The following is a 24,002-nucleotide window of genomic DNA, read 5'->3' as shown; positions in this document are numbered from 1 at the left end:
GGGCCAGCCCCCGGACCCCCGCGCCTCAAACGCCGGCGGGGCTGATTTTTGCCGGTCGGGGCTTGGATTGTGCCGGCCAATGTCGGCAACCCCAGCCTCGCCGGCGTTTGAGGCGCGGGCGCGGAGCGCCGTGTGGTGACGGGCGCCGGATGAGGCCGCGGGCGCGGAGTAACGCGGGGTGAACGGCACCGGAATCGGGGTGGGGCGGCGGAGGGTTACGCCTCCGGTTCGCCGAAGCGGGAGAGGGCCAGGGCGCCGGTCACGGCCACCGCGAAGCCGAGGACGGCCAGCCAGGCGAGGCCCTCGCGGGGGCGGTCGCCGAGGCAGGCCACGCCCACCACCGCCGGGCCGATCGTCTCGCCGAGCACCAGCCCCGCCGTCGCCGCCGTCACCGACCCCCGCTGCAACGCCGAGGTCAGCAACAGGAACGCCGCCGCCCCGCCCAGCAGCAGCGCGTACAGCGCCGGGTTGCCCAACTCCCGCCACGACAGGGTGTCGATGAGCCGGACGGCCACCTCCACCACCCCGAAGCCCGTCCCCGCCGCCAGCCCCAGCACCAGCGCCCGCGAGCGGTCCGGCAGCCGCCCCGCCACCACCCCCACCAGCAGCACCAGCCCCGCCACCGCCAGCAACCCCAGCTTCAGCGCGAGCGAGCCCGTCCCGGTCCCCTCCTCCCCGGAGGCCAGCCCCAGCATCAGCAGCCCCGCGCACACCACCCCCACCGCGCCCCACTCCAGCCGCGAGAGCCGCACCCGCAGCAGCCGCGCCGCGACCACCGCCGTCACCGCGAGGCTGGCCGCCAGCGCCGCGCCGACCGCGTAGATCGGCACGTGCCGCAGGGCGATGATCTGGAGGACGAAGCCGACCGCGTCCAGCCCCAGCCCGGCCACGTACCGCCACTGCCGCAGCGCCCGCAGGAACAGCGCGGTGTCGACCCCCGACCCGGTCCCCGGCTCCGCCGCCCGCGCCGCCATGGCCTGCAACACCGACGCCGTACCGAAACAGACGGCCGCACCCAGCGCGCAAAGCATCCCAATCAGCACGAACCGACTGTAGGCCCCGACCGGCGTCCCCACCCGTGACAAGGGTGTGACTACGGCCCGATTCCCTCCCCCCGCGTCCCGTTCTAGTCTGTCGGCCATGGACAGCAGTACGACCGGACACCCGAAGAGCGCCCCCCGCCGCCGCATGCGCTCCAGCGCCGTCGCCCTCGGCGGGATGGGCCTGCTCGCCGCCACCCTCGTGGCGTGCGGCAGCAGCGACGAGCCGGACAAGCGCTGCGCCTCGCGCTCCTCCCTGAACCACCTGAACATGAAGGAGTGCAAGAGCGGCGGCTCCGGCGCCTACTACTACGGAGGCACCGTCAGCAAGGGCAAGGTGAGCGGCGGCAGCTTCGACAAGTCCGCCGTCACCCGCGGCGGCATCGGCGGCGGCAGCCACTCCGGTTCCTCCGGCGGCTGAGCGCCCGGATGCAGCGGCACACCATCGAGCCCCGCCCCGACTGGCAGAAGACCGTCGAGGAGCAGGGGCTCATCTACCCCCTGACCCGCTACCCGGACGACTCCCTGCGCCCCTACTGGGACGAGAGCGCGTACTACTCCTTCACCCTCCCGGAGGTCGAGGCGCTGGAGGGCGTCGTCGAGGAGCTGCACGCCATGTGCCTGGCCGCGGCGGCCCACATCGTCGAGCACGACCGCTTCGCCGACCTCGGCATCACCGACCCGAAGCTGGCCGCGCTGATCGCCGAGTCCTGGCACCGGCGCGCCGAACAGCCCTCCCTCTACGGCCGTTTCGACCTGCGCTACGACGGTGACGGCCCGGCCAAACTGCTGGAGTACAACGCCGACACCCCCACCTCCCTGGTGGAGGCGGCCAGTCCGCAGTGGTTCTGGATGGAGGAGCGCTTCCCCGGCGCCGACCAGTGGAACTCCCTGCACGAGCGGCTCGTGGAGGCCTGGCGCCGGCAGGCGGAACTGCTGCCCCCCGGCCCGCTGCACTTCGCGCACTCCGAGACCGACGAGCTCGGCGAGGACCTGATGACGGTGGCCTACCTCCAGGAGACCGCCGAACAGGCCGGCCTGGACACGCACGCCCTGTCCGTGGAGCAGATCGGCTGGGACAGCCTCTCGGGCCGGTTCGTGGACGAGAAGCTCCGCTTCATCCGGGCCTGTTTCAAGCTCTACCCCTGGGAGTGGCTCGCCGAGGACGCCTTCGGCCCGCAGGTCCTCGGCACCTACGACCACGGCGGCGGCTCCGGCAGCACGGTGTGGATCGAGCCGCTGTGGAAGATGCTGCTGGCCAACAAGGCGCTGCTGGCGATCCTGTGGGAGCTCTTCCCCGAGCACCCGAACCTGCTGCCCGCCTACCTCGACGGCCCGCGCGAACTCGCCGAGCCCGGTTCGCGCGGTTACGCGGCCAAGCCGCTGCTGGGCCGCGAGGGCGCCGGGGTCACCCTCCACGGGCCGGACGGGGACGACGGCCCCTTCGTCCCGGCCGAGGGGGAGACGTACGTCTTCCAGGCGCTCGCCCCGCTGCCCGACTTCGACGGCAACCGCGTCGTGCTCGGCGCGTGGGTGGTCGAGGAGGAGGCGGCGGGGCTGGGCATCAGGGAATCGGCGGGGCCGGTCACGGACGAGTACGCCCGCTTCCTGCCCCACGTCATCCTCTAGAGCCCCTGGCCCCCCGCCCCCCGCCCCGTGCGCTACGCCAGCACCTGCCGCAGCCGGTCCAGGCCCCAGTCCAGGTCCTCCTTGCTGATCACCAGCGGCGGGGCGATGCGGATGGTCGACCCGTGGGTGTCCTTCACCAGCACCCCGAGCTCCATCAGCTTCTCGGAGATCTCCCGGCCCGTGCCCCGGGACGGGTCGATGTCGACGCCCGCCCACAGCCCGCGCCCGCGTACGGCGGTCACCGCGCCGCCGCCGACCATCAGGTTCAGTTCCCGGTGCAGGTGGTCGCCGAGCTCGGCGGCGCGCTGCTGGTACTCGCCCGTGCGCAGCATCGCGATGACCTCCAGGGCGACGGCGCAGGCCAGCGGGTTGCCGCCGAAGGTGGATCCGTGCTCGCCCGGCCGGAACACCCCGAGCACGTCCCGGTCGGCGACCACGGCGGAGACGGGGACGACCCCGCCGCCCAGGGCCTTGCCCAGCACGTACACGTCGGGGACGACCCCCTCGTGGTCGCAGGCGAAGGTGGCGCCGGTGCGGCCGAGGCCCGACTGGATCTCGTCCGCGATGAAGAGCACGTTCCGCTCGCGCGTCAGTTCCCGTACGCCCGCCAGGTAGCCGGCGGGCGGCACCAGGACCCCGGCCTCGCCCTGGACCGGCTCCAGCAGGACGGCCACGGTGTTCTCGGTGACGGCGTGCGAGAGCGCGGTGAGGTCCCCGTACGGGACGATCTCGAAGCCGGGCGTGTAGGGACCGAAGTGGTCGCGGGCGTCGTGGTCCGTGGAGAAGGACACGATGGTGGTGGTGCGGCCGTGGAAGTTGTCGGCGGCGACCACGATCTTCGCGTGCCCGTCCGGCACGCCCTTGACCTCGTAGCCCCACTTGCGGGCCGTCTTGACCGCCGTCTCGACGGCCTCCGCGCCGGTGTTCATGGGCAGCACCATCTCCTTGCCGCACAGCTCGGCGAGCTGGGCGCAGAAGTCGGCGAAGCGGTCGTGGTGGAAGGCGCGGGAGGTGAGGGTGACGCGTTCCAGCTGCTCGTGGGCGGCGTCGAGCAGACGGCGGTTGCCGTGGCCGAAGTTGAGCGCCGAGTACCCGGCGAGCATGTCGAGATAGCGGCGGCCCTCCACGTCGGTCATCCACGCGCCCTCCGCCGTACGCACGACGACGGGCAGGGGGTGGTAGGTGTGCGCGCTGTGCTCGTCGCCTGCGCGGATGGCATCAGCAGTTGTCGACACGGGGTCTCCGATCGTCCGTCTGGCCGGTGACGTGGATGGCGTCCTTTCTATCGTCGCTCGGAACCGGGACGGAGAAACCTTTCCACCGGCGCGCCCTCCGGAGCGGCGCGGGCCCGCTAGGGTGGGCGGTACGCACGGCGACTGGCGCACGGAGAACGAACTCCGGGGAAGCCGCGCGCGCACGACGACCGCACACAGGGCCGCTCGCCTGGGCCTCGCGGGGACGAGAGACGACATCGACCCCGGAGGAACCGCCATGAGCGCACACCACCGTCACCCCGCCCTGCTGGCCACCGATCCCGAACTGGCCTCCTTCGTCGCCGCCGAGGAGGACCTCCAGGCGCGGACGCTGCGGCTGATCCCCAGTGAGAACTACGTGTCCGCCGCCGTGCTGGAGGCCTCCGGCACGGTGCTGCAGAACAAGTACAGCGAGGGCTACCCGGGCCGCCGCTACTACGAGGGCCAGCAGAACATCGACCGCGTCGAGGCCCTCGCGGTCGAGCGGGCCAAGGGCCTGTTCGGGGTGGACCACGCGAACGTCCAGCCGTACTCCGGCTCCCCGGCCAACCTGGCCGTCTACCTCGCCTTCGCGAAGCCCGGCGACACGGTGATGGGCATGGCCCTGCCGATGGGCGGGCACCTCACCCACGGCTGGGGCGTCTCGGCGACCGGCTCCTGGTTCCGGGGCGTGCAGTACGGGGTGCGGCCCGAGGACGGCCGCGTCGACTACGACGCGGTGCGCGAGCTGGCCCTCGCCGAGCGCCCGAAGATCATCTTCTGTGGTGGTACGGCCCTGCCGCGCACCATCGACTTCGCCGCCTTCGCCTCGATCGCCGAGGAGGCCGGCGCGGTCCTCGTCGCGGACGTCGCCCACATCGCGGGCCTGATCGCGGGCGGCGCCCACCCGTCCCCGGTGGGCCACGTCGACGTGGTCTCGACGACGACCCACAAGACCCTGCGCGGGCCGCGCGGCGCGATGCTGATGTGCCGCGAGGAGCACGCGAAGGCCCTCGACAAGGCGGTCTTCCCCGGCCTCCAGGGCGGCCCCCACAACCAGACGACGGCCGGGATCGCGGTCGCGCTGCACGAGGCGGCGCAGCCGGCGTTCACGGCGTACGCGCACGCGGTCGTCGCCAACGCGAAGGCGCTGGCCGCAGCGCTGCTGGAGCGGGGCTTCGACCTGGTGTCGGGCGGCACCGACAACCACCTGATCCTGATCGACCTCACCTCGCGCGGGGTGCCGGGGAAGATCGCGGCGAAGGCCCTGGACCGGGCGGGGATCGTCGTGAACTACAACACGGTGCCCTTCGACCCGCGCAAGCCCTTCGACCCGTCCGGCATCCGCATCGGCACCCCGTCGCTCACCTCCCGCGGGCTCGGCGTCGCGCACATGCCGGCCGTCGCGGAGTGGATCTCCCGGGCGGTGGACGCGGCGGCGAAGGGCGACGAGACGGCCCTCACCGCGGTCCGCGCCGAGGTCGCCGAGCTGATGGCCGCCTTCCCGGCCCCGGGGCTGCCGCTGTAACCCGGGGAGCCCGGGGAAACCCGGGGAACCCGGGGGTTCCGGCCGCCCCGCTACCGCCCGGTACCCCTGCGGGGCCCGGGCGGGGGGCGGGGCCGGCCCCGGACATTCCGGCCGGCGGCGGGCACGGGCCCGCCCCGGCACCTGAGAGAATGGGGCCATGGCTTCTGATCGTCCTCGCGCGCTCTCCGGCATCCAGCCCACCTCCGGCTCGTTCCACCTCGGGAACTACCTCGGAGCCATCCGCCAGTACGTCGCCCTGCAGGAGACGCACGACGCCTTCTACATGGTGGTCGACCTGCACGCGATCACCATGCCGCAGGATCCCAAGGACCTGCGCGCGAACACCCGCCTCTCCGCGGCGCAGCTCCTCGCGGCCGGCCTGGACCCCGAGCGGTGCACGCTCTTCATCCAGAGCCACGTGCCGGAGCACGCCCAGCTCGGCTGGGTCATGAACTGCATCACCGGCTTCGGCGAGGCCAGCCGGATGACCCAGTTCAAGGACAAGTCCGCGAAGTCGGGCGCCAACAACGCCACCGTCGGCCTGTTCACGTACCCGATCCTCCAGGTCGCGGACATCCTCCTCTACCAGGCGAACGCCGTCCCGGTCGGCGAGGACCAGCGCCAGCACATCGAGCTGACCCGCGACCTCGCGGAGCGCTTCAACCAGCGCTTCGGCCAGACCTTCACCCTGCCGGCCGCGCACATCGTCAAGGAGGTCGCGAAGATCTACGACCTCCAGGACCCGACGATCAAGATGTCGAAGTCCGCGTCCTCCCCCAAGGGCCTGATCAACCTCCTCGACGAGCCCAAGGTCACCGAGAAGAAGATCAAGAGCGCGGTCACCGACACCGAGGCCGAGGTCCGCTTCGACACCGAGCACAAGCCCGGCGTCAGCAACCTGCTCACGATCTACTCCACCCTCACGGGCGAGAGCGTCCCCGCGCTGGAGGCGAAGTACGAGGGCAAGGGCTACGGCGCGCTCAAGACCGACCTGGCCGGCGTGATGGTCGACTTCGTCACACCCTTCAAGCAGCGCACCCAGGAGTACCTGGACGACCCGGAGACCCTGGACTCCCTGCTGGCCAAGGGCGCGGAGAAGGCCCGGGCCGTCGCCGCCGAGACCCTGGCCCAGGCCTACGACCACCTCGGCTTCCTGCCCGCCAAGCACTGACGGACAAAGGCCCCTGGCGGCCGAGGGGGTGCCGGCGCCACACTGATGCGGCAGCACCCGCCACCCAGACGGAGGAGAGACACGTGGGGACCGTAACGCTCGGCGTTTCGATCGCGGTCCCGGAGCCGTACGGCAGCCAGCTCCAGGGGCTGCGCGCCGGCTTCGGGGACGCCGCCGCGCACGGCATCCCCACGCACGTCACCCTCGTACCGCCCACCGAGGTGGAGGCGGACCGGCTGCCCGGGATCCGCGCCCACCTGGCCGAGGTCGCCGGGGCCTTCCGCTCCTTCCCGATGCGGCTGGCGGGGACGGGAACCTTCCGGCCCCTCTCGCCGGTCGTCTTCGTCCAGCTCGTCGAGGGCGCCCCGGACTGCACCCGCCTCCAGGGGCGGGTCCGCGACCCCGAGGGACCGCTCGACCGCGAGCTGGCGTTCCCGTACCACCCGCACGTCACGGTCGCCCACGGGATCTCCGAGGAGGCGATGGACCGGGCCTACGCCGAGCTCGCGGAGTACGCCGCCGCCTGGCTGTGCGAGGGCTTCGCGCTCTACGAGCAGGGCTCGGACGGCGTCTGGCGCAAGCTGCGCGAGTACCCCTTCGGCACCGGCGCGGCCGGCGTCCCCGCACAGTCCCCGCCGGCCGCGGGTACGGCGGCCCGCCGCTCCTGACGCAGCGGCCGCAGGGCCCGGACGGCACGGAACCGGAGCCCGCGCAGGACCAGGGTGTGGAACGGGCGGTCCGCGGGGCGCGCATCGGAAAAAGTCACAAACGACGACCGTAGTCCCGGCAACCGGTAATCCCGGCTATTTCGGGCAGCTCATTTACGGTGACTTCCATGGACTGGCTGACGAAACTCCCGCTGATCGGACCGCTGGTGTCGGCGGCCATGCGGACCCACGCCTACCGCTCCTACGAGCGGCTCGAACGCGTGCACTGGGCCCGGCTCGCCGCCGCCATCACCTTCATCAGCTTCCTCGCGCTCTTCCCGCTGTTCACGGTCGGCATCGCCGTCGGCGCGGCGCTGCTCAGCACGGACCAGCTCGACCGGCTCCAGAAGAACCTCGCCGAGCAGATCCCCGGCATCTCCGACCAGCTCGACCTGGACGGGCTCGCCGCCAACGCCGGCACCGTCGGCCTCGTCGCGGGCGCCCTGCTGCTCTTCACCGGCATCGGCTGGGTCGGCTCCATGCGGGACTGCCTGCGCGCCGTGTGGGACAAGGACGACGAGGACGAGGGCAACCCGGTGGTGCGCAAGGGCAAGGACGGCCTGGTCCTGCTCGGCCTCGGCGGCGCGGGCCTCGCCTCGGCCACCGCGTCGATCGTCGGCTCCAGCGCGGTCGGCAAGTTCGGCCAACTCCTCGGCGTCCCGCGCGAGGGGGCGGGCGGCGCGCTGCTGCGCGCGGCCGCCTTCCTCGTCGGGGTGCTCGCCGCGTTCCTGCTGCTCCTGTACGTCCTGACGCTGCTGCCCGGGGTCGAACCGCCGCGGGGCCGGCTGATCCAGGCCGCGCTGATCGGCGCGGCGGGCTTCGAGCTGCTGAAGCTGCTGCTGAGCGGCTACATCCGGGAGGTCGCGAGCAAGAGCATGTACGGGGCCTTCGGGGTGCCGATCGCGCTGCTGCTGTGGATCAACTTCACGGCGAAGCTGCTGCTGTTCTGCGCGGCCTGGACGGCGACGCGGGACGGGGCGGACGCGGAGGGCGAGGGGGGCGGTGCGGCTGCCGAGGCCGCCGGTGCCGGTGCCGGTGCCGAGGCCGGTGCGGGCGGCGCCCATGCGGGCGGCGCCGGTGCGCGGGGCCCCGAACCGGAACCCGCGCCCGGGCCGGACCCCGCCCCGGGAGACCCCGCCCGTCAGCCCCGTCAGCCCCGTCGGCTCCCTTAGCCCCGCTCGCCGCGCCGGCCGCGCGGCCAGCGGCGGTTGACCGCGAAGAGCCCGCCCGCCAGGACGGCCGCCGCCCCGCCCGCGATGCCGAACGCCGTGCCGATGCCGCTGCTGCCGGAGTCGTCGCCGCCGCTCGCCGACGGCTCCTTCGCGTGCGAGCGCGCGGGCGAGCCGAGGGAGGTGGTGTCGGCGCTCTTCGGCGGCACCAGTTCGCCCACCGGCTTGACCTTCCCGGCCGCCGCGAAGCCCCAGTCGAAGAGCTGGGCGGTCTCCTCGTACACGGAGTTCACCCCACCGGTGTCCGGGTTCATCACCGTGACCAGCAGCTTCTTGTCACCGCGCTGGGCGGCGCCGGTGAAGGTGGAGCCGGCCATGGTGGTGTTGCCGTTCTTCACCCCGGCGATGCCCTTGTACGGGCTGATGCCGCCCGCGCCCGTCATCAGCCGGTTGGTGTTCTGGATCTCGAAGTACTCGCGCGGCTTCCCCTCCTCCTGGCGGCCGGGGAACTTCGCCTCCGCCGTGCCGCAGTACTCGCGGAAGTCCTGCTTCTGCAGGCCGGAGCGGGCGATGAGGGTGAGGTCGTACGCGCTCGACACCTGCTCCGGGGCGTCGTAGCCGTCCGGGGAGATCACGTGGGTGTCCAGCGCCTGGAGTTCCTCGGCGTGCGCCTGCATGTCCTTGACGGTCTTGTCGATACCGCCGTTCATGGCCGCGAGCACGTGCACGGCGTCGTTCCCGGAGCGCAGGAACACGCCCAGCCAGAGGTCGTGGACGGAGTACTCCATCTCCTCCTTGACGCCCACCAGGCTGCTGCCGGCGCCGACGCCGGACATGTCCTGCTCGGAGACCCGGTGCACCTGGTCCTTGGGCAGGGTCGGCAGCACGGTGTCCGCGAACAGCATCTTCATGGTGGAAGCGGGGGGCAGCCGCCAGTGGGCGTTGTGCGCGGCGAGGACCGCGCCCGTCTCGGCGTCCGCCACGATCCACGACCGGCCGCTGAGGTTCGCGGGCAGGGCCGGGGCGCCAGGCAGCAGGTTCACCTGCGTTCCCGGCTGGCCGAGCGTGGCTCCGCCGACGGTCGACATCGAGGCGGGCGGCGCGGGGGCTTGCGGCGGCCGGGCCTTCCCGTCCGCCGCGGGGGGCGGCGTCGGCGCGGCGTGCGCGGGCGGCACGAGCACCGCTGGGACCAGCAGCGCGGCGGAGAGGACCGTCAGCGCGGTCTTTTTAGCAGACACGCAGGTGAACGTACATCCCGATCGGCTGTCCGCCCTCCCGGACCGGCCATCCGTGGAGAACCACCGCCGGTACGGCCCACCCGGACGCGTCCGTCCTGGGGACGAATCCGATACTGGGGACATGAAACTCAGCCGCACCGCCTCCTGGTTCCTGCTCGCCTTCGGAGTGTGGAGCTGGTTCATCTGGACAACCTTCGTTAGGAACCTGTGGGCGAACGGCAGCGGCCTGTCCTTCGACACGGCCGGTGATCCCACTGCGTACTTCTGGGTCCACCTTCTCCTCGCGGTGACGTCCTTTCTCCTGGGGACGGCCGTTGGAGTGATCGGGTTGCGCGGGGTGCGGGCTCTGCGGCGTGCATCACGATGACCGTCGTCGTGGTCGTGGTGGCGGTCGTCGCCGTACTGGTCCTGCTGGTGCTGGTGCACCGGTGGCTGTGGGTCCGGCTGGTCCGTGACACCACCCGCGCGGGTGGCGCGGCCCGCCGGACGGGTACCGCCCTGGCCTTCGCGCTGCCGCTGCTGGCCCTGGCGGCGCTGACCGCGGGGCGGGCCGGGGCGCCGTTCTGGCTGGAGCGGCTGGTGGCGTGGCCGGGGTTCATGTGGCTGGCCGTCCTGCTGTACCTGAGCCTGGCGATGCTGGTGGCCGAGCCGGTCCGCCGCCTGTGGCTGCGCCGGCTGCCGGCCGTTCCGCCGGGGCCGGACGACGCGGCCCCCGGCTCGGCTCCGCAGGCGCCGGAGGGGCCGGCGAGCGCGGGCCCGGCGGTACCGGCCGGCGCGGCCGCTCCCGGCGCGGCGCCGGCCGGCCCGGCGGGGGCCGGTTCTGTGGCCCCCGCCCCGGTGGAGCCCCGGCCGGCCCCGGCCGCCGCCCCGCCCGCGGGCGGGGTCTCCCGGCGGGTGTTCGTGGCGCGGGCCGTCGGCGGGGCGGCGGTGGCCGCCGCGGCCGTCACCGTCGGCACGGGCACCTACGGGGTGCTGCGCGGGCCCCGCGTCAAGCGGGTGCGGGCGCCGCTCGCGCGGCTGCCGCGGGCCGCGCACGGGTTCCGGATCGCCGTCGTCAGCGACGTCCACCTGGGCCCGATCCTCGGCCGCGCCCACACCCAGCGGATCGTCGACACCGTCAACCGCACGCAGCCCGACCTCATCGCCGTCGTCGGCGACCTCGTCGACGGCAGCGTCCACGACCTCGGCCCCGCCGCCGAGCCGCTGCGCCTGCTCCGCTCGCGCCTGGGCTCGTACTTCGTCACCGGGAACCACGAGTACTTCTCCGGCGCCCGGCAGTGGGTCGACCACGTCCGCGAGCTCGGTCTGATCCCGCTGGAGAACGCCCGCCGCGAGCTGCCCCACTTCGATCTCGCCGGGGTCAACGACGTGCAGGGGGAGAGCGAGGGCCACGGCCCCGACTTCGGGGCGGCCCTCGGCGGCCGCGACCGTTCCCGTACCGCCGTGCTCCTCGCCCACCAGCCGGTCGTCATCCACGACGCCGTCCGCCACGGCGTGGACCTCCAGCTGTCCGGCCACACCCACGGCGGCCAGCTGTGGCCCGGCAACTACGTGGCCGAGCTCGCCAACCCGACCGTCGCGGGCCTGGAGCGCTACGGCGACACCCAGCTCTACGTGTCCCGCGGAGCCGGCGCGTGGGGCCCGCCGGTGCGGGTCGGTGCCCCGTCCGACATCACGGTGGTGGAACTCGCCTCATACCAGGCCTGACCCGGCCCCACCGGGGCATCACGACCCTTCCCGTGGCTGATTTTCCGTGATTGGGTGACCGATAGTCCGATAGCCGGACACCTGGTTCGAATAGCGGGGTTCAGGGGATGCGGTCTGTCCGCTCGAAGATCATCGCGGCCGGTCTGGTCCTCAGCGCCGCGGGCGTCGGCGCCTGGCAGCTGCTGCCCGCCGGCGACGACGGGCGCGGCGCGATCCGCGTCGGCACCACCGACGTGGTCTCCGCGCTCGACCCGGCCGGGGCCTACGACGCCGGTTCCTGGGCCCTGTTCAGCAACGTCTACCAGTCGCTGCTGACCATCAAGTCCGGCTCCGACACCCCCGTCCCGGACGCCGCCTCCTCCTGCAAGTTCATCGGGCAGAAGCTCACCACGTACCAGTGCGAGCTGCGCCCCGACCTGACCTTTCCCGGCGGCCGCCCGGTCACCGCCGACGACGTGAAGTTCTCGTTCGACCGCATCAAGCGGATCAACTCCGACCAGGGCCCGAGCCCGCTCTTCAACACCCTGGAATCGGTCAAGGCCGACGGCCGCACCGTCACCTTCAACCTCTCCGCGCGCGACGCCACCTTCCCCTTCAAGATCGCGACGGGCGCCGCCTCGATCGTCGACAAGGACACGTACCCGGCCACCGCGCTGCGCACGGAGGCCAAGGCCGACGGCACCGGCCCGTACCTGCTGGGCGCCTACAAGGCCTCCGGCTCCGCCGAGCTCAGGCCCAACCCGGCGTACAAGGGCCAGGCGAAGCCGGCCCGGGCGCGGGTCACCGTCCGCTACTACAAGGACTCGGCGCAGCTGGACCAGGCCTGGCGCGACCACCAGGTGGAGGTCGCGCACCGCGACATGCCCCCCGCCATCCTCGCCGGGCTCAACCCGGGCCTGGCGGACGTCCGCTACCAGGCCTCCGGCGGCACGGAGACCCGTAGCGTCGTCTTCAACGTGCGCCCCGGCTCGGGGGCCGAGAAGCCCGCCGTGCGCCAGGCGGTGGCCGCCGTACTGGACCGCTCCAAGGTCACCGCGGACATCTACAAGGGCACCGTCACCCCGCTCTACTCGCTGGTCCCGGCCGGTGTCGCGGCGCACAGCACGCCCTTCTTCGACACCTATCCCGCGCCGAGCGGCCAGAGCGCCCGCAAGCTGCTCAAGGACGCCGGGGTCACCGCGCCCGTCCCGCTCACGCTCGGCGTCAACGCGCGCGGCGTGAACCTGGCCGAGGCCCAGGAGATCAAGCGGCAGCTGGAGGCGACGAACCTCTTCCAGGTGAAGATCAAGCCGGTCGACGCCTGGGAGGACTTCCAGAAGGCGTACGCGGCCGGTGAGTTCGACGCCTACACGATCGGCTGGATCGCCGACTTCCCGGACGCCGACAACTTCCTCGCGCCGCTGGTCGGGGCGGGCTCCAGCATGAACAACGGCTTCTCGGACAAGACCGTCGACGAACTGATCACCCGTACCCAGTCGTTCTCGGACCGGGCGGCGGCCGCCGGCGACTTCCGCGAGCTCCAGCGGCTGGTCTCCCAGCAGGTCCCGATGCTCCCGATCTGGCAGAAGAAGGACTACGTGATGTCCCGCGACGCCGTCTCCGGCGCGCAGTACCTCTCCGACGGCACGGGCGTCTGGCGCCTGTGGGAGCTCAACTGGCTGTAGGCCCGGGCCCTCACCCCTCCCCGGGGTGCGGGTCCGAGGCGCGGCGGCCGCGCGCGACCGCCGTCTGGGCCATGCCGGGCAGGAAGTCGGCGAAGAGTTCGTGCACTTCCCGGACCAGCGGGCGCAGCACCCGGAAGCGGGCCAGGACGATTCCGCGCGTGGTCAGCTGCGCGCCGCGCTCCGCCAGCCGCCGCGTCTTCTCGCTGTCGGGGGAGCGGTCGAAGACCCAGTACAGGACGAGGCCCATCTGCGAGAGCCACATCAGCTCCGGCAGGACGTCGGCCAGTTCGGCCGGCACCTTGGTCTTCGCGCCGGCCAGCACCTCGCGGTGGATGTCGATGGCCGCCTTGCGCGCCGGCTCCGATTCCGGCGAGAACGGGCTGAGCGGGCTCTCGGGGTCCGCCGCGTTCTTGAAGAACTGCGAGGCGAACTCGTGGTACGGGGCCGCGATGTCGAGCCAGCTCGTCAGCACTCCCGCGAGCCGCTTCTGCAGGTCGGGCTCGTTATCCAGGATCGGCCGGACCGCCGCCTGATGGGCGGCGCCGATCCGGTCGTAGAAGCCCTGGACCAGGTGTTCCTTCGACTCGAAGTAGTAATACGCGTTGCCGACCGAGACCCCCGCCTCCTTGGCGATGCCCCGCATGGTCGTCTTGTCGAACCCGCGTTCCTGGAAGAGCCGGAGAGCGGTTTCGAGGATCAGCGTGCGGGTCTGCTCGCTCTTGGGCGCCTTCTGATCTGTCACGATGCCCGACCCTATCGGGACCCGGCCCACCCCTCGCCACAGGCCACTTCTCCAGGCTCCGCTTCGCCATTGGTACAGACCACACGTCGCACGTCGGCTGCCGTACCCGAGCGCTATCCGCGCGTCAGGGCCTCGGTGATCTCCAGCCCCTTGGCCGGGCCGGCCGGGATGGTGACGGGGGTGCCGTACGAGACGGTGGTCTTGGTGGCGTACGTGCCCGTGACGGGGTCCGGCCCGCTGAGAACCGTGACCGTGCCCTCGTCCTCGAAGTCGTCGAGGACGACATAGACGGGGACCCCGGCCGAGGCGTAGCGCCGACGCTTGCGGATGTGGTCGCGGCAGTGGGCCTCCCGGCCGGGAGAGACGACCTCGGCGATGAGGGGCACGCGGGTGGCGTCCACGCCGTAGCCCCCCTCCTCTTCATCGCGGATGCCGTCCACGTCCTCGGGGCCCACGAACAGGTCGGGGACGCAGACCATACGGCCATGGATGACGTTGCGGCACTGGTACACGGCGAGTCCGCTGCCGGAGAGGTGGTCATCCAACAGGGCGTGGAGACGCTGGACGAGCACGCGGTGGCGCAGGTCGCGCGTGGGGGAGAGGTCGATGACCCCTTGCGTGATGATTTCGGCGCGGTACCCCTGCGGAAGGTCCATCGCCTTCCAGGCCTGCCAGAGGACTTCGTCGAGACCTGGGACGCATGGCGTCTCATGGGCCGGAGCGGACATGGAGGCAGTCTCGGCGCGGGAGCCGTCCAGGTGCAAGCGGAATGAGGTCGAGGCCGTCAGCCTCCACTCGCGTGGGTGACGACGCGGCGAGGCCCGCACCCCCTGGGGGTGCGGGCCTCGGTGGCCGGCGGCTTCAGGCGAGGCCGTCGGACGGGGTCCGGTGCTTCGGGAAGGCTAGAAGCGGCGGGTGATCAGGGCGCGCTTGACTTCCTGGATGGCCTTCGTGACCTCGATGCCGCGCGGGCAGGCGTCGGTGCAGTTGAAGGTCGTGCGGCAGCGCCACACGCCGTCCTTGTCGTTCAGGATCTCCAGGCGCTGCTCGCCCGCTTCGTCACGGCTGTCGAAGATGAAGCGGTGGGCGTTGACGATCGCCGCCGGGCCGAAGTACTGGCCGTCGTTCCAGAACACCGGGCACGAGGACGTGCACGCGGCGCACAGGATGCACTTGGTGGTGTCGTCGAAGCGCTCGCGGTCCTCGGCGGACTGCAGGCGCTCGCGCGTCGGCTCGTTGCCCTTGGTGACCAGGAACGGCATGACGTCGCGGTACGCCTGGAAGAAGGGCTCCATGTCGACCACGAGGTCCTTCATCACCGTCAGGCCCTTGATGGCCTCGACCGTGATCGGCTTCTCCGGGTTGATGTCCTTGATCAGCGTCTTGCAGGCGAGCCTGTTCTTGCCGTTGATCCGCATCGCGTCGGAGCCGCAGATGCCGTGCGCGCACGAGCGGCGGAAGGTCAGCGTGCCGTCCAGGTCCCACTTGATCTTGTGGAGACCGTCGAGCACGCGCTCCTTCGGGTCGATCTCGATCTGGAAGTCCTGCCACTCCGCCTGGTCGGAGACCTCGGGGTTGAAGCGGCGGATCCGGAAGGTGACCGTGATGAACGGCGAAGCCGCGGCCGCGGCCTCCATCTCGTCCGTCTTGCTCATCGTGGGGGTGGCCATCAGTACTTACGCTCCATCGGCTGGTAGCGGGTGACGACGACGGGCTTGTAGTCCAGCCGGACGGAGTCCTTGCCGTCGGCGCCGACCTCGCGGTACGCCATGGTGTGGCGCATGAAGTTGACGTCGTCGCGGTTCGGGTAGTCCTCGCGGTAGTGACCGCCGCGGGACTCCTTGCGCGCCAGCGCGGACACGGCCATGACCTCGGCCAGGTCGAGCAGGTTGCCCAGCTCGATGGCCTCCAGCAGGTCCGTGTTGAAGCGCTTGCCCTTGTCCTGGACGGACACGTTCTTGTAGCGCTCGCGCAGCTCCGCGATCTTCTCGACCGCGGTCTTGATGGTCTGCTCCGTACGGAACACCATCACGCACGCGTCCATCGTCTCCTGGAGCTCCAGGCGCAGGTCCGCGACCCGCTCGCTGCCCGTGGAGTTGCGCAGCTGCTCGACGAGGTCGGCGACCTGCTGCGCCGGGTTCTCCGGCAGCTCGACGTAGTCGTTCTCGTGCGCGTACCTGGCCGCCGCGATGCCCGAGCGCTTGCCGAAGACGTTGATGTCCAGCAGCGAGTTGGTGCCCAGGCGGTTGGCGCCGTGCACCGACACGCACGCGACCTCGCCGGCCGCGTACAGGCCCGGGACGACGGTGGTGTTGTCCGCGAGGACCTCACCCTCGACGTTCGTCGGGATGCCGCCCATGGCGTAGTGCGCGGTGGGCTGGATCGGGATCGGGTCCGTGTACGGCTCGATGCCCAGGTAGGTGCGCGCGAACTCGGTGATGTCCGGGAGCTTCGCGTCCAGCTGCTCCGGCGGCAGGTGCGTCAGGTCCAGGTACACGTGGTCACCGGCGGGACCGCAGCCGCGGCCCTCACGGATCTCCGTGTAGATGGAGCGCGAGACGACGTCACGGGACGCGAGGTCCTTCATGACCGGCGCGTACTTCTCCATGAAGCGCTCGCCGTCCTTGTTGCGCAGGATGCCGCCCTCACCGCGGGCGCCCTCCGTCAGCAGGATGCCCATGCGCCAGATGCCCGTCGGGTGGAACTGGAAGAACTCCATGTCCTCCAGCGGCAGGCCCCGGCGGTAGCAGGCCGCCTGGCCGTCACCGGTCAGGGTGTGCGCGTTCGAGGTCACCTTGAAGAACTTGCCCGTACCGCCGGAGGCGTAGATGACGGACTTCGCCTGGAAGACGTGCAGCTCACCGGTGGCGAGCTCGTACGCGACCACGCCGGCGGACTTCTTCACGCCGTCGACCTCGACCAGCAGCTGGTCCAGGACGTAGAACTCGTTGAAGAACTCCACGCCCTCCTTGACGCAGTTCTGGTACAGCGTCTGGAGGATCATGTGGCCGGTGCGGTCCGCGGCGTAGCAGGACCGGCGGACCGGCGCCTCGCCGTGGTTGCGGGAGTGACCGCCGAAGCGGCGCTGGTCGATGGTGCCGTCCGGGGTGCGGTTGAACGGCAGGCCCATCTTCTCCAGGTCGAGGACCGCGTCGATGGCCTCCTTCGCCAGGATCTCGGCGGCGTCCTGGTCGACCAGGTAGTCACCGCCCTTGACCGTGTCGAAGGTGTGCCACTCCCAGTTGTCGTCCTCCACGTTGGCGAGCGCGGCGGCCATGCCGCCCTGCGCGGCGCCCGTGTGGGAGCGGGTCGGGTACAGCTTCGTCAGCACGGCGGTGCGGCTGCGCTTCGTCGCCTCGATGGCGGCGCGCATGCCGGCGCCACCGGCGCCGACGATGACGGTGTCGTACTTGTGGATCTTCATGAGTCGATTCGCCTCAGCCCGTGCCTAGCGGATGTTCGGGTCGAAGGTGAAGATCACCAGCGTGCCCAGAAGGATGGTGAACACCGTGGCGGTGTAGAGCAGGCCCTTCAGCCACAGCCGCGTGCCGGCGCGCTCCGCGTAGTCGTTGATGACGGTACGCAGACCGTTCGCGCCGTGCAGCATCGCCAGCCACAGCATCAGCAGGTCCCAGACCTGCCAGAACGGGGACGCCCAGCGGCCGGCCACGAAGGCGAAGCCGACCTTGGAGACGCCGCCGTCGAGCACCAGCTGGATCAGCAGGTGGCCGATGACCAGGACGACCAGGACGATGCCCGAGAGGCGCATGAAGAGCCAGGCGGCCATTTCGAAGTTGCCGCGGGTCGAGCGCGGCGTCTTGCCGGTGCGCTTGCGCGGGGCCTCGATGTACGGCGCCGGGTTGTCGGTGTCGTAGAGGGAGACGCCCTCCACGCTGCCGATGCCCTTCTCGAAAGAAGTGTCAGAAGACATGCGTGTCACTTCCCGAACAGAACGCGGTAGGCGTGGCCGAGCACGGGGTAGAGCGCCCCGACCATCAGGACGATCCAGACGCCCACGACGGACCAGAGCATCTGCTTCTGGTAGCGCGGGCCCTTGGACCAGAAGTCCACTGCGATGACACGGAGACCGTTGAGCGCGTGGAACAGGATGGCGGCGACGAGGCCGTACTCCAGCAGCGCGACGATCGGCGTCTTGTAGGTAGCCACGACATCGTCGTACGCCTCGGGTGAGACGCGGACGAGTGCGGTGTCGAGGACGTGTACGAACAGGAAGAAGAAGATGAGGACGCCGGTGACTCGATGAGCCACCCAGGACCACATTCCTTCCCGGCCGCGGTACAACGTTCCAGCCGGCACGGAAAACCCTCCGGAAGCGGGGCGGGGGCCAGCCGGCTTCTTTGTCGGTCGGGCCCGGCCGGGTACGGTCCTCCGGCCCCGGACATCGTAGCGACGCTTTGTCGGTTCCCTCGCGCCGGGTCCATCGGTGTGATCAAACAGGCACGGACGGACTATCCCACAGGGGCGAATAGCCCGAAATCGGCCTCGGACAGTCCATCGTCCGGGTCGGCGTGGTGCAGACCGGCCAGCCGGTCCAGCAGATGCGCCAGCCGGGAGCGGGCGACCAGGCGCAGTTCGTCGGCGGCGACCGAGCGCTCCTCGTCCACCTCGTGCGCGAGTCTGCGCCGGATCGCGGCCAGCAGCTGGTCCACCCGCTCCTCCGGCGGGTGCCCGTCCAGGCAGATCACGAAGGCGTGCCCGAAGGTGCGCTCGTACTGGGCCCGGGCCGCGTCGAGGGCGAGCAGCGCGGCGTACGGGGCCCCGTGGCCCAGCTCCGCCGAGGACTCCCGGGCCAGCGCCTCCGTCAGGTCGCCCTGGGACAGGTCGTACGCGGCCTCGTCGGCCGCCGCCAGGAGGGACGCGGTGTCCGGGTACGGGCGGTGGGCCGTCATCCGGTGCGCCCACCGCATGCTGCCGCAGCAGTGCGCGAGGGCCGTCCGGGCGGTGTCCGGGGACAGGGAGTTGAAGCGCGCCAGCCCGCCCTGGGGGGCGGAGGCCGGGCCGCGGACCTGTGCCGGAAGGGGGCTGGACAGCGGAGTTCTCCTCGGGGCGGGGCGCGGGTGTACCGCCACGCTAGCGAGCGCGGAGGGGGAGGGACCCGCTCACGAGGGGATTTTCACCCGGAAGTGAGCCGAAAGGATGACCCGGACAGGGGTGGACCGGCCGGATCGGGGCACAGGAGGGCCGGAAGGACCGGAGGAACCGGGGCCAGGGGAGGGCGGCCGAAGCCGCCACCCCCCACAGGAGAGGCCCCGGCCGCCATCCGTCACGGGCTCGTGCGACAAGCCCGTACCCCTGTCAGCGCCCGGAGTGCGTTTTGTGTCACACCCCGCTCCGCACAGGGCCGGTCGCTGGTTGTACAACTCGTGGACGAGAGGTACGTGAAAGCCGTAACGTGCGGATTTGCGCCACACGTACAGGACGTCGAACGGGTTGGGGACTTTGCTGGGGGACGACGCGGAGCTGACCGCCGCGGTGCTCGCGGCACAGGACGGCGACGAAAGCGCGTTCCGGACTGTGTACCGCGCCGTGCACCCGCGCCTGCTCGGATACGTACGCACGCTCGTCGGTGACGGCGACGCGGAGGACGTGACGTCCGAGGCATGGCTGCAGATCGCCCGCGACCTGGATTCCTTCACCGGCGACGCCGACCGCTTCCGCGGCTGGGCCGCCCGGATCGCCCGCAACCGGGCCCTGGACCACATCCGCATGCGCGGCCGCCGCCCCGCCATAGGCGGCGACGAGACCGAGCTCACCGGCCGGGCCGCCGACAGCGACACGGCGGGCGAGGCCATGGAGGCCCTGTCCACCGGCCGCACCATGGCGCTGATAGCCCAGCTGCCCCAGGACCAGGCCGAGGCCGTCGTCCTGCGGGTGGTCGTCGGCCTGGACGCCAAGAGCGCGGCCGAGACGCTCGGCAAGCGGCCCGGCGCCGTCCGCACCGCCGCGCACCGGGGCCTGAAGAAGCTCGCGGAACTGCTGACCGCCGAGTTCGGCTCCGCGGGCCCCCTCGAACTCCAGCCGGATCTCGGCGCCGGGCCGCTGCTGCCGGTCGGCCATAATGCCGTGGACCAGGCGCGGGAGCGCGACCTCGACGCCGTGCCCGCGCAACGCGCGCGGGCCGGGGGGCTGGCGGAACCAACCGGTGTGACGCATTCACGTTGGCGGACGCAGAAGGACATGTGATGGCCGACGAGCACAACGCGTGGCTGGACCAGGCCGCGGCGGAGGAGCTGCTGCGCGCGGGCGCCGGCCCCGTCGCCCCCGAGACGCACACCGACCCCCGGGCCCGGGCCGAGGCCGCCCGGCTGCGCGCCGCCCTCGGCGCCCTGACCCCGCCCCGTACCGCGACCGGTGAACTGCCCGGCGAGGCCGCCGCCCTGGCCGCGTTCCGCGCGGCGCGGGCCGCCGCGCCCGGCGCCGCCCGGAGCGGGGCCGTCGCAGCAGCCGACGCTGCCCGCGGGCCGCTGGTCGACCTGGCTCCGCCGCCCCCCGTACGGATCCCCGCGCGGCGGCGCGGTCCGGCGTACGCGCGCTTCGGCCTGGCGGCCGCCCTGGCCGGGGTCACCGTCGGCGGGATCGCGGCGGCCGCGGCCGGGGGACTGCTGGACGGTGTCACGCATCACATCGCGGGCCCCGCCCCGGCCGTCTCGGTCAGCGCCGACCTGGACCCGGCGCCCGCCGGGGAGAGCGCCGGTCCCACCCTCGTCCCGCAGCTGCGGCCCACCCCGGAGGGGTACGGCCAGGCCTCGCTCACTCCCGGCACCGGCGTCCCGCGTCCGCCCGGCACGGAGACCCGTCCGGTCCCCGGCGCCCCCTCGGGCGGAGCGCAGCCGCCGCCCGGCACCGCCACCTCGGGCGCGGGCCTCGCCCCGGGCACCGACGGCAGCCGCGACAAGCTCACCGACAAGCAGGACGGCGGCGCCACGGGCGGCCGCGACCACGGCCAGGACGCCGGCCAGGCCAAGGCGGCCGACCTGTGCGAGTCCTACCGGGCGGGCCGGATGAACGACGACCGCCGCGAGCGCCTCTCCAAGCTCGCCGGGGCCCCCGCGAAGATCGCCCGCTTCTGCGAGGCCCTGCTCGACGGGGCCCGCGACGGCCTGCCGCAGAGCGGGGCCGGCGATCCCGGCGAGGCGATCCTCCCGGTGCCGAGCGTCAAGGCGGGCGGCTCGCTCGGCTTCCGCTCGCGCTGACGGCTGCCCATCTGGCTGAAAACCGCCGTACACGTCACCCGTAAGGGGGCAGGCACGGACCGGGAAAACGGGCGGGGGAGCGCGGAGCGGAACGTGTGGGTCCTGGCTCGAACAGAGCGCAGTAACACTTTCGAGGTCCCCGGCGCAGTACATATCGAGCCGACTGGTCATCGGCCGCGCACGAGCCGGGGTTCCCCCCGTACCCCTGGGCTCTGCGCAACCGGCGCGGGCGGGGCACGTTCCCCCGGCCCTGCCCGCGCCCTCAGCCTCCGACCGGACTCACCGGTACCGGACTCACCAGTAGACGACGACCTTGTCGCCCACCTTCACCTGGTCGAACAGCGCCGACAGCTTCGCCTTGTCGCGGACGTTCACGCAGCCGTGCGAGGCCCCGGCGTAACCGCGGGCGGCGAAGTCCGCCGAGTAGTGCACCGCCTGGCCCTCGCTGAAGAACATCGCGTACGGCATCGCCGTGTGGTAGATCGTCGACGTCCAGTCCTTGGCCTTCCAGCCCACCTCGAACAGGCCCTCACGGGTCGGCGTGTTCTCCGAGCCGAAGCGCACGTCCATCGTGGAGACCACCTTGCCGTCGATCATCCAGGCGAGGGTGCGGCTCTCCTTGCTGATGCACATCACCCGGCCCTGCATGCAGCGCGGGTCCGGGGCGTCGACCTCGTTGGTGGTCGGCGGACGCAGCTCCTCGTCCGTGGGCTCCTTGGTGACGCTCCGCACCTTCCGCCAGGTGGCCTCGTCCACCGCGCCGGTCGCGCCGAGACCGTGCCGGGACTGGAAGGTCCTGACGGCGGCGGTCGTCTTCGAGCCGTAGAAGCCGGTGGGCGCCGTCGACAGCAGCTTCAGCTGCCGCAGCCGCGCCTGGAGCCCGCGGATCTGGTCGCTCTCGTCGCCGTTCGCCATGATCGGCTTCACGGCCGGGGTCTCGGGGGCGGGGGCGGACGGGGACGCCGACCGCGACGCGGAGGGCGAGGGGGAGGCGGCCGGCGAGGACTCGCCCGGCTTCGCGTCGTCCTGCGCCGAGGGGGAAGCCGCCGGTGAACTCCCCGTGACCGGCGCGGACGGAGCGGCCGGGCCGGCCCCGTCCCGCTGCGGGCCGCAGCCCGTCGCGGCCAGCGCCACGGCCGCGGCGAGGCCGAGCGTACGGATCAAGACTCGTCGGTGGCGCATCGCGGTCCCCCGTTTTCACTTCGACGTCGTGTATCTAGGTGACGCTTCACCCACGCGCGGAGTTGCACCCGGCGCCCTGGGATGTCGCGCCCTGTCCTACCTCCTGCCCCTCGCGCGCGAGGGGATCACGGGCCCATGCCGAAGAGGGAGCACACCGATGCCGCACACCGAGAGCGGGATCCCCATCGAACCGGTCTACGGACCCGGGGACCTGGCGGGCTGGGACCCGGACACCAGTCTGGGGGCGCCGGGGCACTACCCGTACACCCGGGGTATCCATCCGGCCATGTACGCCGCACGGCCCTGGACCGTGCGCCAGTACGCCGGATTCGGGACGGCCGCCGAGTCCAACGCCCGCTACCGCCGGCTCATCGCGGGTGGTGGGACCGGCCTGTCCGTGGCCTTCGACCTGCCCACCCAGATGGGGCACGACTCCGACGCCCCCCTCGCGCGCGGCGAGGTCGGCAAGGTCGGCGTCGCCGTCGACTCCGTCGAGGACATGCGGGCCCTGTTCGACGGCATCCCCCTCGACCGGGTCTCCACCTCGATGACGATCAACGCCCCGGCCGCCCCGCTGCTGCTCATGTACCAGCTCGTCGCCGAGGAGGGCGGCATCGACGGCGCCCGGCTGACCGGCACCGTGCAGAACGACATCCTGAAGGAGTACATCGCCCGCGGGACGTACGTCTTCCCGCCCGGTCCCTCCCTGCGGCTGACCGCCGACCTCTTCCGCTACTGCCGCGCCGAGATCCCGAAGTGGAACACCATCTCCGTCTCCGGCTACCACATGGCCGAGGCGGGGGCCTCGCCCGCGCAGGAGATCGCCTTCACCCTCGCCGACGCCGTCGCCTACGTCCGGACGGCGCTGGCGGCCGGGATGGCGGTCGACGAGTTCGCGCCCCGGCTGTCCTTCTTCTTCGTCGCCCGCACCACCCTGCTGGAGGAGGTCGCCAAGTTCCGGGCCGCCCGCCGCATCTGGGCCCGGCTGATGCGCGAGGAGTTCGGGGCGCGCGACCCGAAGTCCCTGATGCTGCGCTTCCACACCCAGACCGCCGGGGTGCAGCTGACGGCGCAGCAGCCCGAACTGAACCTCGTACGGGTCACCGTGCAGGCGCTGGCCGCCGTCCTCGGCGGCACCCAGTCCCTGCACACCAACTCCTACGACGAGGCCATCGCCCTGCCCACCGAGAAGGCGGCCCGCCTCGCGCTGCGCACCCAGCAGGTGCTCGCGCACGAGACGGACGTGCCGCACACCGCCGACCCCTTCGCCGGTTCGTACGCGGTGGAGCGGATGACGGACGACGTCGAGGCGGCCGCGCTCGCGCTGATGCGGCGCGTCGAGGAGCTGGGCGGGGCGGTCGCGGCGATCGAGGCCGGCTTCCAGAAGGCGGAGATCGAGGCCGGCGCCTACCGGATCGCCCGGGAGCAGGAGGCGGGGGAGCGGGTGGTGGTCGGGGTCAACCGCTTCGCGCTGGAGCGGGAGGAGCCGTACGTCCCGCTGCGGGTGGACCCGGCCATCGAGGCCCGCCAGTGCGCGGCGCTGGCACGGCTGCGCGAGACGCGGGACGGGCGGGCGGTGGCGGCGGCGCTGGCGGCGCTGCGCGCGGCGGCCGCCACCGAGCGGGAGAACGTCCTCTACCCGATGAAGGAGGCGCTGCGGGCGCGGGCCACGGTGGGGGAGGTCTGCGGGGCGCTGCGGGAGGTCTGGGGGACGTACGAGCCCTCGGGGTCCAGCTGGTGAAATCCGCTGCCTGACAGGTGCGTCGGCATGGGACACTC

Annotated in this window: 23 protein-coding genes and 1 riboswitch; of the genes, 12 read left to right on the top strand and 11 right to left on the bottom strand. The window is 72.2% G+C overall.

Going from position 1 to position 24,002, the window contains the following annotated elements; translation table 11 throughout:
• Positions 1-215: 215 nt before the first annotated feature.
• Complete coding sequence (locus tag ACZ6ZT_RS23625; RefSeq protein WP_469721828.1) at positions 216-1,031, bottom strand: DMT family transporter; 816 nt, start codon at positions 1,029-1,031, stop codon at positions 216-218.
• Between the two features lie 109 nt (positions 1,032-1,140).
• Between ACZ6ZT_RS23625 and ACZ6ZT_RS23620 the strand changes: the two genes are divergently transcribed.
• Both ACZ6ZT_RS23620 and ACZ6ZT_RS23615 read left to right on the top strand, forming a co-directional pair.
• Positions 1,141-1,461, top strand: a complete 321-nt coding sequence (locus tag ACZ6ZT_RS23620) for a hypothetical protein (RefSeq protein WP_469721814.1) — start codon at positions 1,141-1,143, stop codon at positions 1,459-1,461.
• Between the two features lie 8 nt (positions 1,462-1,469).
• Positions 1,470-2,669: a glutathionylspermidine synthase family protein gene (locus ACZ6ZT_RS23615; protein WP_469721813.1), complete on the top strand. Its 1,200-nt coding sequence runs from the start codon at positions 1,470-1,472 to the stop codon at positions 2,667-2,669.
• A 32-nt stretch (positions 2,670-2,701) separates the two neighbouring features.
• On the opposite strand, the gene rocD is transcribed toward ACZ6ZT_RS23615, so the two are convergent.
• Positions 2,702-3,904: an ornithine--oxo-acid transaminase gene (gene rocD, locus ACZ6ZT_RS23610; RefSeq protein ID WP_469721812.1), complete on the bottom strand. Its 1,203-nt coding sequence runs from the start codon at positions 3,902-3,904 to the stop codon at positions 2,702-2,704.
• Positions 3,905-4,031: 127 nt separating this feature from the next.
• A riboswitch (ZMP/ZTP riboswitch) is annotated at positions 4,032-4,125 on the top strand.
• A gap of 35 nt (positions 4,126-4,160) precedes the next feature.
• Here rocD and ACZ6ZT_RS23605 point away from each other — a divergent pair.
• The 4 genes from ACZ6ZT_RS23605 (at position 4,161) to ACZ6ZT_RS23590 (ending at position 8,479) form a co-directional block, all read left to right on the top strand.
• On the top strand, positions 4,161-5,429 hold the full coding sequence (locus ACZ6ZT_RS23605) for a serine hydroxymethyltransferase (RefSeq protein ID WP_469721811.1): 1,269 nt from the start codon (positions 4,161-4,163) through the stop codon (positions 5,427-5,429).
• 157 nt (positions 5,430-5,586) lie between these two features.
• Complete coding sequence (trpS, locus tag ACZ6ZT_RS23600) at positions 5,587-6,600, top strand: tryptophan--tRNA ligase (RefSeq protein ID WP_469721810.1); 1,014 nt, start codon at positions 5,587-5,589, stop codon at positions 6,598-6,600.
• 83 nt (positions 6,601-6,683) lie between these two features.
• Complete coding sequence (locus ACZ6ZT_RS23595) at positions 6,684-7,268, top strand: 2'-5' RNA ligase family protein (protein ID WP_469721809.1); 585 nt, start codon at positions 6,684-6,686, stop codon at positions 7,266-7,268.
• A gap of 167 nt (positions 7,269-7,435) precedes the next feature.
• Complete coding sequence (locus tag ACZ6ZT_RS23590; RefSeq protein WP_469721808.1) at positions 7,436-8,479, top strand: YihY/virulence factor BrkB family protein; 1,044 nt, start codon at positions 7,436-7,438, stop codon at positions 8,477-8,479.
• Here ACZ6ZT_RS23590 and ACZ6ZT_RS23585 read toward each other — a convergent pair.
• A complete protein-coding gene (locus ACZ6ZT_RS23585; RefSeq protein WP_469721807.1) occupies positions 8,476-9,714 on the bottom strand; it encodes a D-alanyl-D-alanine carboxypeptidase family protein in 1,239 nt (412 codons plus the stop codon). The two genes, ACZ6ZT_RS23590 and ACZ6ZT_RS23585, sit on opposite strands and share 4 nt — an antisense overlap.
• A 121-nt stretch (positions 9,715-9,835) precedes the next feature.
• Between ACZ6ZT_RS23585 and ACZ6ZT_RS23580 the strand changes: the two genes are divergently transcribed.
• From ACZ6ZT_RS23580 to ACZ6ZT_RS23570, 3 genes are all read left to right on the top strand, one after another.
• Entirely contained in the window at positions 9,836-10,081 is a 246-nt protein-coding gene (locus tag ACZ6ZT_RS23580) for an SCO4848 family membrane protein (RefSeq protein WP_469721805.1), read from the top strand.
• Positions 10,078-11,421, top strand: a complete 1,344-nt coding sequence (locus tag ACZ6ZT_RS23575; protein ID WP_469721804.1) for a metallophosphoesterase — start codon at positions 10,078-10,080, stop codon at positions 11,419-11,421. Before ACZ6ZT_RS23580 ends, ACZ6ZT_RS23575 begins: the two co-directional genes overlap by 4 nt.
• A gap of 107 nt (positions 11,422-11,528) precedes the next feature.
• Positions 11,529-13,085 carry an ABC transporter substrate-binding protein gene (locus ACZ6ZT_RS23570; RefSeq protein ID WP_469721803.1) on the top strand — a complete coding sequence of 519 codons (1,557 nt, stop codon included), beginning with the start codon at positions 11,529-11,531 and terminating at the stop codon, positions 13,083-13,085.
• A 10-nt stretch (positions 13,086-13,095) separates the two neighbouring features.
• Here the strand turns inward: ACZ6ZT_RS23570 and ACZ6ZT_RS23565 are convergent, their stop codons facing one another.
• The 7 genes from ACZ6ZT_RS23565 to ACZ6ZT_RS23535 form a co-directional block, all read right to left on the bottom strand.
• Complete coding sequence (locus ACZ6ZT_RS23565; protein WP_469721802.1) at positions 13,096-13,827, bottom strand: TetR/AcrR family transcriptional regulator; 732 nt, start codon at positions 13,825-13,827, stop codon at positions 13,096-13,098.
• 113 nt (positions 13,828-13,940) lie between these two features.
• Positions 13,941-14,555: a Uma2 family endonuclease gene (locus ACZ6ZT_RS23560; RefSeq protein ID WP_469721801.1), complete on the bottom strand. Its 615-nt coding sequence runs from the start codon at positions 14,553-14,555 to the stop codon at positions 13,941-13,943.
• Between the two features lie 174 nt (positions 14,556-14,729).
• Positions 14,730-15,497, bottom strand: a complete 768-nt coding sequence (locus ACZ6ZT_RS23555) for a succinate dehydrogenase iron-sulfur subunit (RefSeq protein WP_469721799.1) — start codon at positions 15,495-15,497, stop codon at positions 14,730-14,732.
• Positions 15,497-17,251 carry a succinate dehydrogenase flavoprotein subunit gene (gene sdhA, locus ACZ6ZT_RS23550; RefSeq protein ID WP_469721798.1) on the bottom strand — a complete coding sequence of 585 codons (1,755 nt, stop codon included), beginning with the start codon at positions 17,249-17,251 and terminating at the stop codon, positions 15,497-15,499. Before sdhA ends, ACZ6ZT_RS23555 begins: the two co-directional genes overlap by 1 nt.
• 24 nt (positions 17,252-17,275) lie before the next feature.
• Positions 17,276-17,758, bottom strand: coding sequence for a succinate dehydrogenase hydrophobic membrane anchor subunit (locus ACZ6ZT_RS23545; protein ID WP_469721796.1), 483 nt, complete (start codon positions 17,756-17,758; stop codon positions 17,276-17,278).
• A gap of 5 nt (positions 17,759-17,763) precedes the next feature.
• Positions 17,764-18,144 carry a succinate dehydrogenase, cytochrome b556 subunit gene (gene sdhC, locus ACZ6ZT_RS23540; RefSeq protein WP_469721794.1) on the bottom strand — a complete coding sequence of 127 codons (381 nt, stop codon included), beginning with the start codon at positions 18,142-18,144 and terminating at the stop codon, positions 17,764-17,766.
• Positions 18,145-18,296: 152 nt separating this feature from the next.
• Positions 18,297-18,917 (bottom strand): 2-oxo-4-hydroxy-4-carboxy-5-ureidoimidazoline decarboxylase, encoded by a 621-nt coding sequence (locus ACZ6ZT_RS23535; protein WP_469721793.1) that lies wholly within the window; start codon positions 18,915-18,917, stop codon positions 18,297-18,299.
• Positions 18,918-19,287: 370 nt separating this feature from the next.
• Between ACZ6ZT_RS23535 and ACZ6ZT_RS23530 the strand changes: the two genes are divergently transcribed.
• The gene (locus ACZ6ZT_RS23530) at positions 19,288-20,031 is read left to right on the top strand and encodes an RNA polymerase sigma factor (protein WP_469721826.1); all 744 of its coding nucleotides are present in this window, start codon (positions 19,288-19,290) and stop codon (positions 20,029-20,031) included.
• Complete coding sequence (locus tag ACZ6ZT_RS23525) at positions 20,031-21,041, top strand: hypothetical protein (protein ID WP_469721792.1); 1,011 nt, start codon at positions 20,031-20,033, stop codon at positions 21,039-21,041. The genes ACZ6ZT_RS23530 and ACZ6ZT_RS23525 overlap by 1 nt, the downstream gene beginning before the upstream one ends.
• A gap of 294 nt (positions 21,042-21,335) precedes the next feature.
• On the opposite strand, the gene ACZ6ZT_RS23520 is transcribed toward ACZ6ZT_RS23525, so the two are convergent.
• Complete coding sequence (locus tag ACZ6ZT_RS23520) at positions 21,336-22,223, bottom strand: L,D-transpeptidase family protein (RefSeq protein ID WP_469721791.1); 888 nt, start codon at positions 22,221-22,223, stop codon at positions 21,336-21,338.
• Between the two features lie 157 nt (positions 22,224-22,380).
• Between ACZ6ZT_RS23520 and ACZ6ZT_RS23515 the strand changes: the two genes are divergently transcribed.
• Positions 22,381-23,964 carry an acyl-CoA mutase large subunit family protein gene (locus ACZ6ZT_RS23515; RefSeq protein ID WP_469721790.1) on the top strand — a complete coding sequence of 528 codons (1,584 nt, stop codon included), beginning with the start codon at positions 22,381-22,383 and terminating at the stop codon, positions 23,962-23,964.
• The last annotated feature ends 38 nt before the right edge of the window (positions 23,965-24,002 follow it).

The organism is Streptomyces sp. NPDC102258 (genome assembly GCF_055584685.1).
The sequence above is the reverse complement of the archived record's forward strand: the minus strand, read 5'-3'. Positions and strand labels throughout refer to the sequence as shown.

Excerpts from the sequence above, each read along its gene's own strand:
- ACZ6ZT_RS23625 (WP_469721828.1), bottom strand. The coding sequence starts at position 1,031 with ATGCTTTGCGCGCTGGGTGCGGCCGTCTGTTTCGGTACGGCGTCGGTG.
- ACZ6ZT_RS23620 (WP_469721814.1), top strand. The coding sequence starts at position 1,141 with ATGGACAGCAGTACGACCGGACACCCGAAGAGCGCCCCCCGCCGCCGC.
- ACZ6ZT_RS23615 (WP_469721813.1), top strand. The coding sequence starts at position 1,470 with ATGCAGCGGCACACCATCGAGCCCCGCCCCGACTGGCAGAAGACCGTC.
- ACZ6ZT_RS23605 (WP_469721811.1), top strand. The coding sequence starts at position 4,161 with ATGAGCGCACACCACCGTCACCCCGCCCTGCTGGCCACCGATCCCGAA.
- trpS (WP_469721810.1), top strand. The coding sequence starts at position 5,587 with ATGGCTTCTGATCGTCCTCGCGCGCTCTCCGGCATCCAGCCCACCTCC.
- ACZ6ZT_RS23590 (WP_469721808.1), top strand. The coding sequence starts at position 7,436 with ATGGACTGGCTGACGAAACTCCCGCTGATCGGACCGCTGGTGTCGGCG.
- ACZ6ZT_RS23580 (WP_469721805.1), top strand. The coding sequence starts at position 9,836 with ATGAAACTCAGCCGCACCGCCTCCTGGTTCCTGCTCGCCTTCGGAGTG.
- ACZ6ZT_RS23575 (WP_469721804.1), top strand. The coding sequence starts at position 10,078 with ATGACCGTCGTCGTGGTCGTGGTGGCGGTCGTCGCCGTACTGGTCCTG.
- ACZ6ZT_RS23570 (WP_469721803.1), top strand. The coding sequence starts at position 11,529 with ATGCGGTCTGTCCGCTCGAAGATCATCGCGGCCGGTCTGGTCCTCAGC.
- ACZ6ZT_RS23560 (WP_469721801.1), bottom strand. The coding sequence starts at position 14,555 with ATGTCCGCTCCGGCCCATGAGACGCCATGCGTCCCAGGTCTCGACGAA.
- ACZ6ZT_RS23555 (WP_469721799.1), bottom strand. The coding sequence starts at position 15,497 with ATGGCCACCCCCACGATGAGCAAGACGGACGAGATGGAGGCCGCGGCC.
- sdhA (WP_469721798.1), bottom strand. The coding sequence starts at position 17,251 with ATGAAGATCCACAAGTACGACACCGTCATCGTCGGCGCCGGTGGCGCC.
- ACZ6ZT_RS23545 (WP_469721796.1), bottom strand. The coding sequence starts at position 17,758 with ATGTCTTCTGACACTTCTTTCGAGAAGGGCATCGGCAGCGTGGAGGGC.
- ACZ6ZT_RS23525 (WP_469721792.1), top strand. The coding sequence starts at position 20,031 with ATGGCCGACGAGCACAACGCGTGGCTGGACCAGGCCGCGGCGGAGGAG.
- ACZ6ZT_RS23520 (WP_469721791.1), bottom strand. The coding sequence starts at position 22,223 with ATGCGCCACCGACGAGTCTTGATCCGTACGCTCGGCCTCGCCGCGGCC.
- ACZ6ZT_RS23515 (WP_469721790.1), top strand. The coding sequence starts at position 22,381 with ATGCCGCACACCGAGAGCGGGATCCCCATCGAACCGGTCTACGGACCC.